Origin of the sequence: Albimonas marina, from assembly GCF_029223255.1 — a bacterium.
In the GTDB taxonomy this organism is placed as follows: domain Bacteria; phylum Pseudomonadota; class Alphaproteobacteria; order Rhodobacterales; family Rhodobacteraceae; genus Albimonas.
This window is the reverse complement of record NZ_JARHUC010000017.1, coordinates 1-14,286: the sequence shown is the minus strand read 5'-3', so window position 1 is coordinate 14,286 and position 14,286 is coordinate 1. Positions and strand designations below refer to the sequence as shown.

The 14,286-nt window shown below is 72.6% G+C and carries 11 protein-coding genes; 7 read left to right on the top strand and 4 right to left on the bottom strand.

The genetic code is table 11. The features are described from left to right. The first annotated feature begins 226 nt into the window (after nucleotides 1-226). The 5 genes from P2H44_RS25385 (at nucleotide 227) to P2H44_RS25365 (ending at nucleotide 7,086) form a co-directional block, all read left to right on the top strand. Complete coding sequence (locus P2H44_RS25385) at nucleotides 227-1,273, top strand: hypothetical protein (protein WP_275768324.1); 1,047 nt, start codon at nucleotides 227-229, stop codon at nucleotides 1,271-1,273. Continuing rightward, entirely contained in the window at nucleotides 1,270-2,292 is a 1,023-nt protein-coding gene (locus tag P2H44_RS25380) for a sulfotransferase family protein (RefSeq protein ID WP_275768321.1), read from the top strand. The genes P2H44_RS25385 and P2H44_RS25380 overlap by 4 nt, the downstream gene beginning before the upstream one ends. A gap of 161 nt (nucleotides 2,293-2,453) precedes the next feature. Then, the gene (locus P2H44_RS25375) at nucleotides 2,454-3,905 is read left to right on the top strand and encodes a lipopolysaccharide biosynthesis protein (protein WP_275768319.1); all 1,452 of its coding nucleotides are present in this window, start codon (nucleotides 2,454-2,456) and stop codon (nucleotides 3,903-3,905) included. After that, nucleotides 3,902-4,807: a sulfotransferase family protein gene (locus P2H44_RS25370; RefSeq protein WP_275768317.1), complete on the top strand. Its 906-nt coding sequence runs from the start codon at nucleotides 3,902-3,904 to the stop codon at nucleotides 4,805-4,807. Before P2H44_RS25375 ends, P2H44_RS25370 begins: the two co-directional genes overlap by 4 nt. Before the next feature lie 593 nt (nucleotides 4,808-5,400). Continuing rightward, nucleotides 5,401-7,086, top strand: coding sequence for a hypothetical protein (locus P2H44_RS25365; protein WP_275768315.1), 1,686 nt, complete (start codon nucleotides 5,401-5,403; stop codon nucleotides 7,084-7,086). A 197-nt stretch (nucleotides 7,087-7,283) separates the two neighbouring features. Here P2H44_RS25365 and P2H44_RS25360 read toward each other — a convergent pair whose 3' ends face one another. Continuing rightward, nucleotides 7,284-7,766: a hypothetical protein gene (locus P2H44_RS25360; protein WP_275768313.1), complete on the bottom strand. Its 483-nt coding sequence runs from the start codon at nucleotides 7,764-7,766 to the stop codon at nucleotides 7,284-7,286. Nucleotides 7,767-8,016: 250 nt separating this feature from the next. Here P2H44_RS25360 and P2H44_RS25355 point away from each other — a divergent pair, with 250 nt between their 5' ends. Next, nucleotides 8,017-8,556 (top strand): recombinase family protein, encoded by a 540-nt coding sequence (locus P2H44_RS25355; protein WP_275768311.1) that lies wholly within the window; start codon nucleotides 8,017-8,019, stop codon nucleotides 8,554-8,556. Between the two features lie 363 nt (nucleotides 8,557-8,919). Here P2H44_RS25355 and repB read toward each other — a convergent pair whose 3' ends face one another. Both repB and repA read right to left on the bottom strand, forming a co-directional pair. After that, complete coding sequence (gene repB, locus P2H44_RS25350; protein ID WP_275768307.1) at nucleotides 8,920-9,966, bottom strand: plasmid partitioning protein RepB; 1,047 nt, start codon at nucleotides 9,964-9,966, stop codon at nucleotides 8,920-8,922. A gap of 1 nt (nucleotide 9,967) precedes the next feature. Continuing rightward, nucleotides 9,968-11,143 (bottom strand): plasmid partitioning protein RepA, encoded by a 1,176-nt coding sequence (gene repA / locus P2H44_RS25345; RefSeq protein WP_275768304.1) that lies wholly within the window; start codon nucleotides 11,141-11,143, stop codon nucleotides 9,968-9,970. A gap of 505 nt (nucleotides 11,144-11,648) precedes the next feature. Between repA and P2H44_RS25340 the strand changes: the two genes are divergently transcribed. After that, nucleotides 11,649-12,692 carry a replication initiator protein A gene (locus P2H44_RS25340; RefSeq protein WP_275768301.1) on the top strand — a complete coding sequence of 348 codons (1,044 nt, stop codon included), beginning with the start codon at nucleotides 11,649-11,651 and terminating at the stop codon, nucleotides 12,690-12,692. A gap of 20 nt (nucleotides 12,693-12,712) precedes the next feature. Here the strand turns inward: P2H44_RS25340 and P2H44_RS25335 are convergent, their stop codons facing one another. Next, on the bottom strand, nucleotides 12,713-13,924 hold the full coding sequence (locus P2H44_RS25335) for an O-antigen ligase family protein (protein WP_275768300.1): 1,212 nt from the start codon (nucleotides 13,922-13,924) through the stop codon (nucleotides 12,713-12,715). Nucleotides 13,925-14,286 lie beyond the last annotated feature (362 nt).

Genomic DNA, 14,286 nt, shown 5'->3' with positions numbered 1-14,286 from the left:
CCCCCAACGCGCCCGCCCGGGCCGCGGTCGCGGCGAGATCACGGCGCCGTCACGGGGCGCCTGCGATCCCCGGGGGACCGAACGGGGGGACCGAGCGGGGAGCGCGAGGGGGGGCGCGACGGGAGCGCGCGCGTCATGCTGCGGCGCATCACGTCCTTGGCGCCTCGCCCGCCGATGCCATACAACCCCAGTGGGGCGCCCCGCTTTCCCGTGGAAGGAGATGGCCTTGACCGGAGACCCGAGCCTGGACGACCGCCGCGCCCGCTACCGCGGCTTCGGCAAGGAACGCCCGCAGTGGTATCTCAAGAACGGCTCGCGCGCGCTCTACAAGGAGGTCGTCACCCGGCTGCGGCCCCGCCCGCAGGTCGCCGGACGGCCCATCGTGATCCTCTTCACCCAGCGCAGCGGATCCACCTGGCTGGTCGAGCTGCTGCGCACGCTCGAGGGCATGGTCAGCCTGCAGGACCCGATCCTCGAGCGGAATTCCTTCCACTACGCCCGCCTCTACGGCTTCCCGCAGCGCCATTACTACTACCAGCCCGAGGACCTCGCCGCCGCGACCCCGTTCCTGCGCCGGGTGCTGGAGCTGAGGCGCGTGGCCGCCCTCGACCTCGACGAGGTCCCCCATGACCGCGCCGCCCGCGTGCGCCCGGTGATCAAGGTCTCGAACGCGCCCTGGTCGGACGCCTACTGGCGCGAGACCTTCGACGCCGAGGTGTTCCGCCTGATGCGCCACCCGGTGCTGGCGGCGCGCTCGCAGATGAAGTTCTTCCGCATGCCCATGCATCTCGACTACTCGCTGGGCTTCCCCGCGGTGCAGGAACGGCTCAGCGCCGACCAGCTCGCGGTCTGCAAGGCGGCCCTCGCCTCGGGCGACGAGAAGCGCCAGCGGATCTGCGAGGTGTTCCTCGAGAACCTCCCCGCCTTCGGCCCCGCGCCCGCGCCCACGCCGCTGATCCATTACGAGGACCTGATCGCGCGCAACTTCGAGGCGCTGGACTTCGTCGCCTCGGTCGATCCCGACTGGCGCGCCAAGTTCGAGGCGAGCTTCGACCGCCCCTCGCGCTCCTCGACCGGGGGCAAGGTGGTGGGCAAGACCCGGCGCGCCGAGCTCGACGCCGAGGAGGCCGCGGTCTTCGCGGACTGCGTCGCCGCCTTCCAGGCCGAGGCCTTCCTGCCGATCTGGTCGGGCGAGCCCGAGGCCGCCGGGGCCGCGCCCGCAACCGGAACCGCCACCGGAACCGAGGCCGCGGCCCAGGGGGGCGCGGCATGAGCGAATTCGACGGCCTCGCGGGCGTGCGCCCCAACCTCTTCATCATCGGCGCCCCCAAGTGCGGGACCACCGCCGTCGCGCAATGGCTGGCGGATCGGGAGGACGTGTTCTTCTCGAACCCCAAGGAGCCGTTCTTCCTGTGCGACGACTTCCCCAACATGGCCGGCGAGATCACGCTGGTGGACACGCCCGAGAAATACCTGCGCCTGTTCGCCGGGGCCGACCCCGCGAAGCACAAGGTGATCGCCGAGGGCTCGACCGCCTACCTGCGCTCGACCCGCGCCGTCGCCCGGGCGCTGGAGCTCAACCCCGAGGCCCGCTTCATCGTGATGCTGCGCGACCCCGTCGAGGTCGCCCAGGCCTTCCACATGGAGCAGCTCTTCGCGCGCAACGAGGACCAGGAGGATTTCGAGACCGCCTGGCGCCTGCAGGACGAGCGCGCCCAGGGCCGCAGCCTGTCGCCCCACGCCAAGGCGCCCGAGTTCCTGCAGTACCATGACACCGCCGCCTTCGGCCCCCAGCTCGACCGGCTGGTCGCCCTGGTGCCCGAGGAGCGCCGGCTGGTGGTCCTCCAGCAGGACCTGCGCGACGACGCCCGCGCCCTGTGGCTGAAGGTGCAGGCGTTCCTCGGCCTCGAGGACGACGGGCGCACGGAGTTCCCGAAGGTCAACGCCTCGCGCAAGCACCGGGTGCAGTGGCTGGCGGACCTGTGGCTGGACCCGCCCCGCCCGCTGCGGCCGGGCGTGCTGGCGGTGCGCCGGATGCTCAACGAGCATCGCCCCCCCGCGATCGAGGCGCTGAAGAAGGCGCTGCGCAAGCCCCACGACCGCCCGACCCTGTCGCCCGCCTTCGAGGCCGAGCTGCGCGCGCTCTTCGCCCCCGACGTCGCCCGGGTCGAGGCGGTGCTGGGCCGGCCCACCGGCTGGCCGCGGCCGGAGGTTCCGGCCGCGCCCCTCCCCTCCGCCGCCCCGGATCTGGGCCAGGCCGATCTGGGGCAGGCGGGGGCCGTGCGCTCCTGATCCGCGTCCGATTCATGCCGGGCGGGGCCGCGCGGCCCCTCCGGCCTCTTCCTCCCGCATCGCCCGTCCCATGAGGCGCCCATCGTGATCCAGACGACGAACCCGGCGGCAAGACCGGACCCCCACGCCCCCCTCCGGGGCCGGCCCTGCGGGGCCGCGCGATGAGCGATCCGAAGACGCCCGACGACGGCGCGCCGAAGCCCGCCCCCGAGACGTCTCCCGGCAAGCCGAAGCGCAGGCGCGGGCTGGTGGCGAAGGTGCTGGGCAAGCTCGCCAACGACGCGGTGCTCGACAAGCTGCTGCGCGGCGGCGCGATGGCGCTGGCGATCAAGGTCGGCGCGGCGGGCCTGTCCTTCCTGATGTTCATGCTGCTGGCGCGCGCCTCGACCATCGACGAGTTCGGCCGCTTCGGCTTCGCCTTCTCGCTGGCGGGGATGCTGTCGGTGGTGGGCAGCTTCGGGCAGCGGATGATGGTGATGCGCCAGGCGCCCGCCTACGCCGCCGACGGGGACGAGCGGCGCCTGACCGGGATCGTGCGCTACGGCTATCGCTGGGTGCTGGGGGGCTGCATCGCGATGGGGCTGGGGCTGGCGCTCGGCGCGCAGGTCTGGCCCGGGCTCGCGCATCGCGACTACCTGGTCGCGGGCGGGGTGATGACGGTGATGATCGGGCTGGCGGAATACCAGTCGCGGGCCATGCGCTCGGTCACCGGGATGGCGCTGGCGCTGGCCCCGCGCGACATCTTCTGGCGGCTGGGGGTGGCGGCGCTGGCGGGGGCCTGGATCCTGTCGGACGCGCCGCCGATGACCGCGCCGCAGGCGCTGTATCTGTCCTCGGCCCTGCTGCTGGCGGTGCTGGTGGTGCAGGCGCTGATGCACCCGATCACCCGCCCCCACGCCCTGTTCCGGGCGCGGGCCACCTACGAGCCGACCGAGTGGCGGCGGATCTCCACCGGGCTGTGGGGCGTCTCGGTGATGCAGATCGCGGGGCCCAACTTCTCGATCGTGCTGGTGGGCTTCGTGCTGGCGGCCGAGCCCACCGCCCAGCTCTTCGCAGCCCTGCGGGTGGCGATGCTGCTCGAGCTGTTCCAGCTGGCCGCGCAGATGGTCTCGGCGGCGCTGATCTCGTCGCGCTGGCACAAGGGCGACGTCGCCGGCGTGCAGCGGATCTGCCGGGTGGTGACCCTGGGCGCGGCGCTGCCGGCGCTGGGAAGCTTCCTGCTGTTCGCGCTGTTCGGGGACTGGATCATGGGCCTGTTCGGCAACGCCTTCGCCGGCGGCCAGCTGCTGCTGGTGATCCTGTCCTGCGGGTTCCTGGCCAAGACCGTCTTCGGCCAGTCCGCCCTGCTGATGCAGCTGGCGGGGCGCGAGCGCGCCTTCATGCGCATCGTGACGATCTGCAACCTGGCCTCGGTGGCCGCGATCCTGGCGGCGACCCTGCTCTTCGGCGTGATCGGGGCGGCGGTGGCGACCACGGCGGGGCTGATCTCGTGGACCGCCTGGGCGCAGTGGGACGTGCGCCGCAGCCTGGGGGTCGACCCCTCGCTGCTGGGCGCGCTGCGCAGCCTGAAGCGCAACCGGGACCGGGCCCGCGAGGAGGAGACCGACGAATGAAGCCGAACCTGTTCCTGGTGGGCGCAGCCAAGAGCGGCACCACGGCGCTCGCCACCTTCCTGGCCGAGCATCCGCGGATCTTCATGGCCCACGTGAAGGAGCCGAGCTGGTGGAGCGACGACTACCGTCGCGGCCAGGCGGCGGCGCGCCTCGACGTGCAGGCGGATTACGACGCGCTCTACGCCCCCGCGGATCCCGCCGACTACGACTATGCGCTCGACGCCTCGACCACCTACCTGATCTCCCGCGTCGCGATCCCGCGCATCGCCGCCTACCAGCCCGAGGGGCGCTACATCGTCAGCCTGCGCGACCCGGTGGCGATGGCCCAGGCCTTCCACATGGAGGTGCTGTTCAACACCGTCGAGGACGTCGAGGATTTCGAGACCGCCTGGCGCCTGCAGGAAGAGCGCGCCCAGGGCCGCAGCCTGCCGCCCCGCTGCCCCGAGCCCAAGCGCCTGCAATACCGCGAGATCTGCGCGGTCGGCGCCCAGCTCGAGCGGCTGCGCGCGGTGATCCCCGAGGAGCGCCTCCTCGTCCTCTTCCAGGACGACATGACCCGCGATCCCGCCGGGCAGTGGCCGCGGATCTTCGAGTTCCTGGGCCTCGAGGCCCATGACTTCGACCCCACCCGCCGGGTCGGCGCCGCGCATTTCCAGCGCTTCCCGAAGATCGCGCGCTTCTACCAGCAGCCCCCCGACTGGATCGCGCCCGCGGTGCGCGGCGGCAAGCGGCTGCTGGCGAAGACCGGGGCCACGGGCCTCGCCAAGAAGGCCCTCTCCCGCTCCGGCCAGCGCGCGACGCTGAGCCCCGAGTTCGAGCGCGAGCTGCGCGAGGCCTTCGACCCCGAGGTCCGGACCCTCGAGCGCCTCACCGGCCGCGACCTCTCCGCCTGGCGCGCCTGACGCGCCGAAAGGGAGAGGCGCGCGCCTGACGCGCCGAAGGAGAGCGGGCGCCCGATGCGCCGCAAGAAAAAGGCGCGCGCCCGGCGCGCCGCGAGGGACAGAGCGGGCGCCCCGGACCTGATCCGGAGCCTCCTGCGGGCGGCGGAAGAGGCCCCGGATCAGGTCCGGGGCGCCCGCCGGACGGGCGAGGCGGGCGGGAGCGCGGGCGGGCGGCTCGCCCCCTCCGCGCCCCGGCCCTCCCTCGGTCCTTCCCGCGCCGCTCCCCCGTCCCGCCCGCTCACGCGATCGGGTTCCCGGGGGCGGTCCGCAGCGCTGGCGCGGGGGGCCGGCTTGCGGCAGTGTCGCCCCACGCCGGGCCGGGGGGAGGCCCCGGCGCACCTGAGCGAGGGCGCGCGATGCCGACCACGACGCTGCGGAACCTCCTGAGGGGCCTGCGCCGCCTCCGCCGGCCGACGCCCCGCGGCGCGCCGGAGCGGGCCGCCTCGCCCTCCACGCCGGAAGGGAGCGCCCCCGCCTCCGCACCCGAGCGGCAGCCCTCCGCCTCCGCGCCCGAGCGGCGCGCCTCCGTTTCCGCGCCGGAGCGGCGCACCCCTGTGTCCGCGCCCGAAAGGCGCCCCCCCGTTTCCGCGCCCGAGCGGCGCGAGGCCCTGCTCGGCCTCGCCCTCGGCGCGCCGCTGCTGGCGCCGCTGCTGGTCCCGCGGGCGGCGCAGGCCCAGCAGGGGGGCCCCGCCCCGGCCCAGCTCTCCGCCTCCGGCCTCGCCCCCTCCTCGGCCTTCGGCAGCCTCTCCGAGGCGCTCGGCTGGCAGCGCCGCACCGGGGGGGCCTTCGCGGTGGTCGGCGAGACCGCGCTCTCCGAGCCGCTGGAGCTCGGCCCCGACGCCGCCCTGGTCGGCGTCAACCCCCGCCAGGCGGTCCTGCGCCTGACCTCGCCCGGCGCCGGGGTGGTGGTCGGCGGCCCCGGCCGCCCGGCCGCGGGGGTCACCGTCTCGGGCCTGACCATCAAGGGCGAGGACGTGGCCCGCGTGGGCTTCGCCTTCTCCGACGCGCCCCGCGGCGACCCGCGCCCGATCTCCTGGTCGGTGTTCACCGGGGGCGGCCATGTCTTCGACCTCGACGTCGCCGGCTGCCGCGAGGCCGGCATCGTCGTCGGCGCCGACAGCGACAACACCCAGATGCACCTGGTGCGCAGCCGCCGGCACCGCGCCCCGGGCACCGCCGCCGACGGCATCCGCATCGAGGCCCCCACCCAGATCACCCAGAGCCTGTTCGGCGGCGTCTCGGGCTACGCCCTGCGCGCCGACGTCGCCGTCGCCGGCGGCCGCACGCCCGAGATGCTCTACACGGTCGAGAGCTCGCGCCTGAACTTCGGGCGCAAGGGGCTGATCTACCACGACGGGACCTCCGACACCGGGCCCGGCGGGGCGGTGGGCATCGTCTCCCACTGCTTCCTCGAGAACTGCGGCTTCGCCGGCGGCGAGGTCCCCGCCAAGGAGCCCGCCGACGAGGCGACGCTCGAGCCCGCCGCGATCCACTGCGCGGGCGGACGGCTGGCGATCCACGATCCCAAGAAGCTGCAGAGCGGCTGGGGCCGCAGCCTGGTGAAGGCGAGCCGCGCGGGCCAGGTCACCCTGCGCCTGGGCGGCTGCGAGGCCAAGGGCGCCACCAACCCCCGGCGGCGCCCCTGCACGCTGCTGGTCGCCGGGCTCGAGGCCGGCCATTCCGCGCAGATCGTGCTGGACGGCCCGCTGGTCCTCGCCGACGTCGCCGAGTTCGCCGAGATCGCCCGCACCGCGCCGCGCGCGGGCGACTTCGCGATCCGCCCCCTGGGGGCCGAGACCCTGTGGCGCGCCGACCTCGCCGCCCCGGAGGCCTGGACGCCGCTGGGCGCCGAGCTCTCCGCGACCGGGGATCCCGGGCGGCTCTACGACGGCCCCTCGGCCCTGGCGGTGCGCGGCCAGGGCTGGTCCGACGCCGGCGCCGCGGCCCGCTTCCGCCTGCCCCGCGCCACGGGCCGCCCGATCCTGCTGCAGGCCGTGCTGCGCCCCGAGGGCCCGGGGCCCTGCGGCCTGCACGCCCGCCTCTCCGGCCCCGGCCTGCGCGCCCTGACCCCGCTCGCCGCCGAGACCCCCTGGACCGCCCCCACCCCCGCCTGGATCCACCTCTGCGCCGCCGCCTGGGTGGAGGACGGCGCCCAGGAGATCGAGGCGACGCTGTTCGCGGGGAGAGGGACGACGGGCGGGGCGGCGACGGTGGGGATGGTGCGGGTGGTGGAGATGTGAGGGGGGGGGATTCCCATGCCAGAAGGCCCCGCCGAGGCGGGGCCTAGGTTGACCACGTTTGAATTCCGTCACGCCGAGCTGGTGGCCACTTTCGCATGACGACGGCGAGCCTGCAGACACTCGCCTCGCCCCTTCATTGACGACCTGACCCTGTCGCCTTCCTGCGCCAGATCTGCGTTGGCAAACCGAGCCGCCACTCAAAGACGCGCGCGAAGTTCGTGACGTTGATCAAGGGGCAGCAGGTCGGCGACCGCCGCGAGGAGTTCCAGCAGCCGCCGATCCTCCTCGACGACCTCGGTCCTAAACTCCGGCTTCAAGACCATCAGGCGGATCGTCTTGCGCGGAGCCTTCCCGAAATCGCCCAGCCAGCCTGCGAGCTTGTCGTGATAGTGATTGAATTCTGGCGTCCCCGAGCGAAGTTCTTCAAAGAATTCTTTGAGGAACCATTCGGTGTTTCGGCCATCCAGCTCTTGAGAAGACTCCAAGTACGTAGCGACGTCCATGTTTTCATAGCCAATGAACTTGGAAAATCCGAAGCGGGGCCGCGCTGGGTCCCTCGTGTCCACGTACCAAGCACGGGCGAACCCGAAACGATCGGCAAGCTCGGGCGATTGTGCAAGCCCGTCTTCGAGGCGCTCGATGTTGTCGAGGGCCTGCTGGGCGGTGGTGATGATCTTCATTGCGGTTCTCCGTGTACTTCATTCTCTACGCGGTATTTGCATAACTCGATTCGCTCTCGTCCGCAATCTCCACGTGGAAAATGTCCAGTTTGAATCCGCCGCACAGCGGGGGTGGGGGGGGGACCGGTAAGCGTCAAAACCGGTCGTTTTTGACAGAGCTGACGCCCCCCAATCCCACCAACCCCTTGCCCCTCCCAAAACCCCCTGCCAAAACCATCCCCGTTCCGACAGGTTTTCGACAGGCCCCCGCATGATCCTCGGCTACGCGCGCGTCTCCACCGCCGACCAGTCGCTCGACGCGCAGCTCGATGCGTTGCGGGCGGCGGGGGTCGAGCGGGTGTTCGCGGAGACGGTCTCGGGGGGCGTGCGGCGCAGGGCGGAGCTGGAGCGGATGCTCGATCAGCTCCGGCCGGGGGACGTGGCGACGGTGACCAAGTACGACCGGCTGGCGCGCTCGTTGCCGGACCTGCTCGACATCGTGGCGCGGGTGCAGGCGGCGGGGGCGGAGTTCCGCTCGCTGGCCGAGGACATCGACACCGCCACCCCCGCGGGCCGGCTGGTGTTCCACGTCTTCGCCTCGATCGCCCAGTTCGAGCGGGAGCGGATCTCGGAGCGCACCCGCGAGGGGCTTGCGGCGGCCCGCCGGCGGGGGCGGATCGGCGGCCGGCCCCCGGCGCTGAGCCCCGCCCAGAAGACCGAGGTCCGCCGGATGCGCGACCAGGAGGGCCGCCCGATCCCCGAGATCGCCCGCCTGTTCCGGGTCAGCCCCTCGACCGTCCGCCGGGCCTGACCGGGCGCCTGCCCTCTCCCCCGGCCTCGAGTTGACAGCTGTCAACTTGGGACCCGCCCCAGGATTCAGACAGGCGCAGGCTCGGCTCCGCCGTCCCCTGAGAGGCGGGGGCGCGGGAAGAGGAATGCGCCGCCGCCGAGTTGACAGCTGTCAACTCGAGGGCGGGGCGCCCGGAAGCGGCGGAAAGGGCGAGGCGGGAAACGCCCGCCGGATCGCGCTCCGGGCGCGGGCGGGAGAAGGAGGGAGGGGAGGCGCGGGCGTCGAGTTGACAGCTGTCAACTTGCGATCCCGATCGCGACGGGGGGCCTGGAGGCGCGCTCCGGGCGCGGGGGGCGCCGGGGGGCGCGCCGGAGTTGACAGCTGTCAACTCTCGGGGGGCGAGGTCTCGGCCTGGTCCGGGTCGGGGGCGCGGGTCTCGCGGCGCCAGGCGGCGTGGAGCTCGGGCAGGCGGCTCGCCAGCCAGTCCTCGAAGCCGCCCGCGGGGGCCAGCGACAGGGTCAGGCCGCGGGCGGTGCGGCGGGCCACGGCCAGGCGGCGGCCGTCGAGGGCCCGGATCTCGGAGGGGCGCGCGGGCCGCCGCCGGAGGCCGCCCCCGCGCAGGGCCGAGCGCAGCAGGGTCGCCGCGGCCTCGAACCGCTCCGCCGAGGGGGCGTCGCCCGCGGCGATGACGACCTCGTCGGCCAGGGTCTCGGCGTCCATGACGTCGGCGGCCTCGGCCGCCTCCAGCGTCTCGGCCAGCTTCAGCCAGCGCGGACGCCCCACCCCGGGGGCCGAGCCGATGGCGCGGATCAGCTCCCGCGGCAGGCGGTCGGTCAGGGACAGCATCCGCGACACCGCGGTCTTGTCGACCGAGAGCGCCTCGCCGATGGCGCCGCGGTCGTAGCCGGCCTCCTGCATGCGCGCGGCGAAGGAGGCCTTCTCGACGAAGCTCAGGTCCCGGCGGGCGCTGTTCTCCTGCCCCTGGGCCATCACCAGGGCCTCGTCGTCGAGGTCGCGCACCAGGGCCTTCACCGGCAGGCCCAGCTCCTGCGCGGCCCGGGCGCGGCGGCGGCCGTAGACGATCTGCCACTCGCCCGGGATCGAGGGATGCGGGCGCACGAGCACCGGAACCTGCTGGCCGTGGGCGGCGATCGAGCGGCGCAGCAGGGCGTCGTCCTCGGGCGAGGTCTCGATCCGGTCCTCGAGACCGCCGGCGTGGATCGTGGCGGGGTCGAGCTCGAGCACCCCGCTGGCGCGCAGGGCGGAGACGGCCGAGGAGATCGCCCCCACCGCCCCGGAGCGGGAAACCGGACGGGGGCGGGACGGCGCGTTGACAGCTGTCAACTTCTCGTCGGCCGCCGCGGGCTCCGTCCCCTCGGCGGGGGCCGCCATCAGCCCCTCGAGCATCGACTTGCGGTCCTTCCTCGACATCTCAGCGCCCCCAGGCCTGGTGAACCAGCCCCTCGATCTCGGCGTTCACCGCATCGAGGCTTTCGATCGCCCGCTCGTAGGTGGCGCGGGTGAAGCCGCTCTTCTCCACCTCGTAGAGGGTCTGCTTGGTCATGCCCGCGTCCGCGATCGCGGTGGATTTCAGGACCTCGGCCGCCAGCACATGCTCGCCGAACAGGGCGCGCATGAAGGCCACCATCTGGCTCTGCGGCCCGTCGCCGGGCTCGTAGCGGGTGACCAGGTAGCGCAGCCAGTCGTAGCTCATGTCCCCGCCCGCGCGCCCCACCACGCCCAGCAGCTCGGAGGTCATCAGCAGGAACTGGCACATCGACATCATGTCGAGCATCTGCGGATGGATCGTCACCAGCACCGCGGTCGCGGCCGAGAGCGCCGAGAGGGTGAGGAACCCGAGCTGCGGCGGGCAGTCGAGGATCACCAGGTCGTAGTCCCCCTCCACGCTCGCCAGCGCCTCGCCGATGCGGGTGAAGAAGGCGGGGGCGGTCCCGCCGCGGGCGAGGATCCGGGGGGTGTCGTGCTCGAACTCCATCAGCTCGAGATTGCCGGGGACCAGGTCCAGGCCGGCCACGTAGGTGCGCTGGATGACGTTACGTAAAGGAACCGGATCCTCGTAGCGGATCGCGTCGTAGAGGGTGCCGCCGTCGGCGAGGTCCAGCTCGGGCTGCACCCCGTGCAGGGCCGAGAGCGAGGCCTGCGGGTCGAGGTCGATCGCCAGCACCCGGAACCCGTCGAGCGCGCATTTCTGGGCCAGATGCGCCGCCGTCGTGGTCTTGGCCGAGCCGCCCTTGAAGTTGGTCACCGCGATGACCTGGAGGTGATCGCCCGGACGCCGCCCCGGCAGGTAGGCGCCCGGCGTCTTGGCGCCGGCCTCGAGCATCTCGCGCAAGCTCCGGATGTCCTCGGTCGAGTAGGAGCGCCGGCCCCCCTTGCCGGTCTCGGGCGAGGGGCCGCGGCCGTCGAGATGCAGCTTGCGCAGATAGGCGTCGTTCACGCCCAGCAGCTTCGCCGCCTCGCCGGAGGTGAAGCGGCGCATGGTCTTCTTCGCGTCGGGGGCGAAGAGCTGGGCGCGATGGGCCTGGAGCCGGGCGGAGAGCGCCCGGGCATGCGCCGCGACGAGCTCGTCGATGCGGATCTGCTGCATGGTCTGCCTGTCGGTCGCCCCGGGGGGCGTCTGCTCGGGGGACGGGCCCGGTCTTCGCCGGTGCGCCCGCCGTTACGCTCGATGGTCGTTGTTACGGCGCAAAGCGTAAATCGGGGGCGGAATCCGGGCAAGCGCGAAGCGCAGGGGAGACGGGTCCGGGAGGGGAGACGGGTCCGGGAGGCGGAACCGGGGCCCAGGAGGCCCGCTTGGGGAGGATTCCCGGCCGCGCCGCAGGGGCGGGGGGTGTTAAATAGGGGTTATATATAGTGTTACGCCTGTGGATAACGTCTGAAAATCTTTGAAAATAAAGACGAATTTTTGGGGCCGTGATTCCAAAGGACCAATCGCGCGACTCCAAACCACCAGTCGAGTGACTCCAAAGGACCAATCGGGCGATGAAAGACCACTCGGGCGTTGATCGACCAGTCGGGCGATGATAGACCACTCGGGCGACGATGAACCAATCCGCGGGTCCCGCCGGCGGAGGACGACCGGAGGCCCGCGCATGTCCGCGCCCGCGATCCCCCCCGCGACCAGCCCGCTCGACCCCGACCGCTACCCGCAGGGCGATTTCTTCATCTGCGACATCCTCGATGCGGCCCCCAAGGGGGACATGGCGCCGATGGAGCATCCGATCTTCTCGCTCTCGACCCGGCCCGAGCATCGCCGCCGGCGCTACGAGAACGGGCCGAACTGGATCGAGGTGCGCCCCTCGGACGAGGGGCTGGCGACGATCCACGACCGCGACGTGCTGATCTTCTGCATCTCCCAGCTGGTGGCGGCGATGAACGAGGGGCGCGAGCCCTCGCGCTACGTGCGCTTCAACGCCTCCGACCTCTTGCGCGCCACCAACCGGGCGGGGGGCGGGGCGGGCTACGAGCGGCTGCAGGCCGCCTTCGCCCGGCTGCAGGGCACCCAGATCGTCACCAATATCGTCACGGGCGGGCAGGAGATCACCACCGCCTTCTCGCTGATCGACCAGGTGCGGATCGTGCGCCGCACCGACGGGGGGCGGATGGTGGAGGTGGAGGCGAAGCTCTCGGACTGGACCTGGAACGCGATCCGGGCGCACGAGGTGCTGACGCTGCACCGGGATTACTTCCGCCTGCGCAAGCCGCTGGAGCGACGGGTCTACGAGATCGCCCGCAAGCATTGCGGGCTGCAGCCGGAGTGGCGGATCTCGCTGGGCAAGCTGCACCTGAAATGCGGCTCGGCCTCGGACCTGCGGGTGTTCCGCCAGCAGGTGGCGCGGATCGCGGCCGCGGACGCCGAGCACGCCCACATGCCCGACTACGCGGTGGAGCTGGCCGAGAACGACATGGTGATCTTCCGCCTGCGCCGGGAGGCGCCGCTGTTCGAGGTGGAGGTGGGCCGGCTCGCCCCCGAGACCTACCCCGAGGCGCGCGCCCTGGCGCCGGGCTGGGACGTCTACGCGATCGAGGCCGACTGGCGGCGCTGGTGCGAGGCCGAGGAGATCGAGCCGCGCAACCCCGAGCGCCATTTCCTGAAGTTCTGCGCCTCCTGGGCGGGCAAGCGCGGGCGGGCCTGAGGGCGCGCGCGCGCCCCCTCTCAGTCGGCCCCGCCGCCGCGCGCCTTCAGGGCGGCGGAGTGGGACATGACGATCCCCACCGTCAGCCACCAGGTCCAGTTGGACAGGCCCGACAGGAACAGGAAGCAGATGGTCACGTAGAGGAACAGCCCCCCGTAGCGGTAGCTGGTCCACAGCGCCCGCCAGGCGACCATCAGCAGCTGGATCGCGGCCAGGATCCAGCCGACGAAGCCCATCTCGCCCATGATGTCGAGCATGAAGTTGTGGGCTTCCTTGATCAGGTTCTGGTTGCGGAAGTGGCCCCACTGCTGGACCACGTCGGTGTACCAGACCGAGGCGTAGTTGTCGTAATAGTTGCCGTAGCCCACGCCGAACAGCGGGTTCTCGAGCCCGAAGTTCAGGAAGGTCATGTAGTGCAGGAAGCGGAAGGTGCTGACCTGGATCAGGTACAGGACCTCGTAGGGCGACAGGCTCTCCTTCAGCGCCCAGATCATCAGCGGGAAGGCCGCGGCCACGATCGGCACCGTGAAGGCCACGATGCGCACCACCGAGTAGCGGCGGAAGACGTGGAAGGCCGCCGCCAGCACCAGGGCCACGAAGGGCCCGCGGCTGACCATCAGGATGGTCATGAAGAACAGGATCCAGGCCGCCTTGCGCCGCTTCTCGACCATGCACAGGAAGGCCAGCGCCCCGGTCATGGTCCCCGAGAAGCCCGAGCCGCCCATGGTGCCCATGAAGCGCGGCACCTCGATGCCGAGGTCGGGCAGGAGCCCGCCGGAGAGCTCGGAGTCGAGCTCGCGCTGGCGCTGGCCGAAGCCCATCTGGATCATCACGAACTCGATCACGATGATCGCCAGCAGCACCCAGATCAGGCGTTTCTGCACCAGGTCGGCGATGCGCGCGGGCGACATCCGGGCCGCCATCTCGGCGATGCCGATGCCCCCCAGCACCAGCGACAGCTGCACGTAGCTGAACCAGCCCAGCCCGTTGAAGGCCAGCGAGGCCGCCCCCCAGGCGACCAGCACGTAGCTGGGCAGCAGGAAGGCCGAGACCCGGCTGGTCGCCACGATCCAGCCCAGCCCGGTCAGCGCCGCGACATAGCCCAGGTAGATCGGGATGTGCCCGACCGAGCGCACGGCGCCGGTCATCATCAGCAGCGCCATCAGCGGGCTGACCGTCATGACGAACTGCGTGGCCCGCAGGCGATGATCCTCGAAGGTGGTGGTGGTCATGCGCTCTCTGCGAACTTTGCTCCGGACCGGGGCTCCGGCGGGGAGCGCCCGCAGGGGGTTCCGGCCCGCAGGCTCCGGCCCGGGGACGGCGCAGGCTAGCCCACCTGCGCCCGGCTTGTCGACGCGGCCCCGCCCGGCGGCGGCCGCGACGGGGGGCGCCCAGTGACGCAGGCGCCCCCCGTCGCGGCCGCCTCCGAAGCCCCGGCCGCGCCCTTCATGCATCTGAACGCGTTGAGAAACCCCCAACGCGCCCGCCCGGGCCGCGGTCGCGGCGAGATCACGGCGCCGTCACGGGGCGCCTGCGATCCCCGGGGGACCGAACGGGGGGACCGAGCGGGGAGCGCGAGGGGGGGCGCGACGGG

Coding starts and splice junctions, on each gene's coding strand:
- repA (WP_275768304.1), bottom strand. CDS start 11,143: ATGCAGCAGATCCGCATCGACGAGCTCGTCGCGGCGCATGCCCGGGCG.
- P2H44_RS25335 (WP_275768300.1), bottom strand. CDS start 13,924: ATGACCACCACCACCTTCGAGGATCATCGCCTGCGGGCCACGCAGTTC.
- P2H44_RS25370 (WP_275768317.1), top strand. CDS start 3,902: ATGAAGCCGAACCTGTTCCTGGTGGGCGCAGCCAAGAGCGGCACCACG.
- P2H44_RS25380 (WP_275768321.1), top strand. CDS start 1,270: ATGAGCGAATTCGACGGCCTCGCGGGCGTGCGCCCCAACCTCTTCATC.
- P2H44_RS25360 (WP_275768313.1), bottom strand. CDS start 7,766: ATGAAGATCATCACCACCGCCCAGCAGGCCCTCGACAACATCGAGCGC.
- P2H44_RS25340 (WP_275768301.1), top strand. CDS start 11,649: ATGTCCGCGCCCGCGATCCCCCCCGCGACCAGCCCGCTCGACCCCGAC.
- P2H44_RS25375 (WP_275768319.1), top strand. CDS start 2,454: ATGAGCGATCCGAAGACGCCCGACGACGGCGCGCCGAAGCCCGCCCCC.
- repB (WP_275768307.1), bottom strand. CDS start 9,966: ATGTCGAGGAAGGACCGCAAGTCGATGCTCGAGGGGCTGATGGCGGCC.
- P2H44_RS25355 (WP_275768311.1), top strand. CDS start 8,017: ATGATCCTCGGCTACGCGCGCGTCTCCACCGCCGACCAGTCGCTCGAC.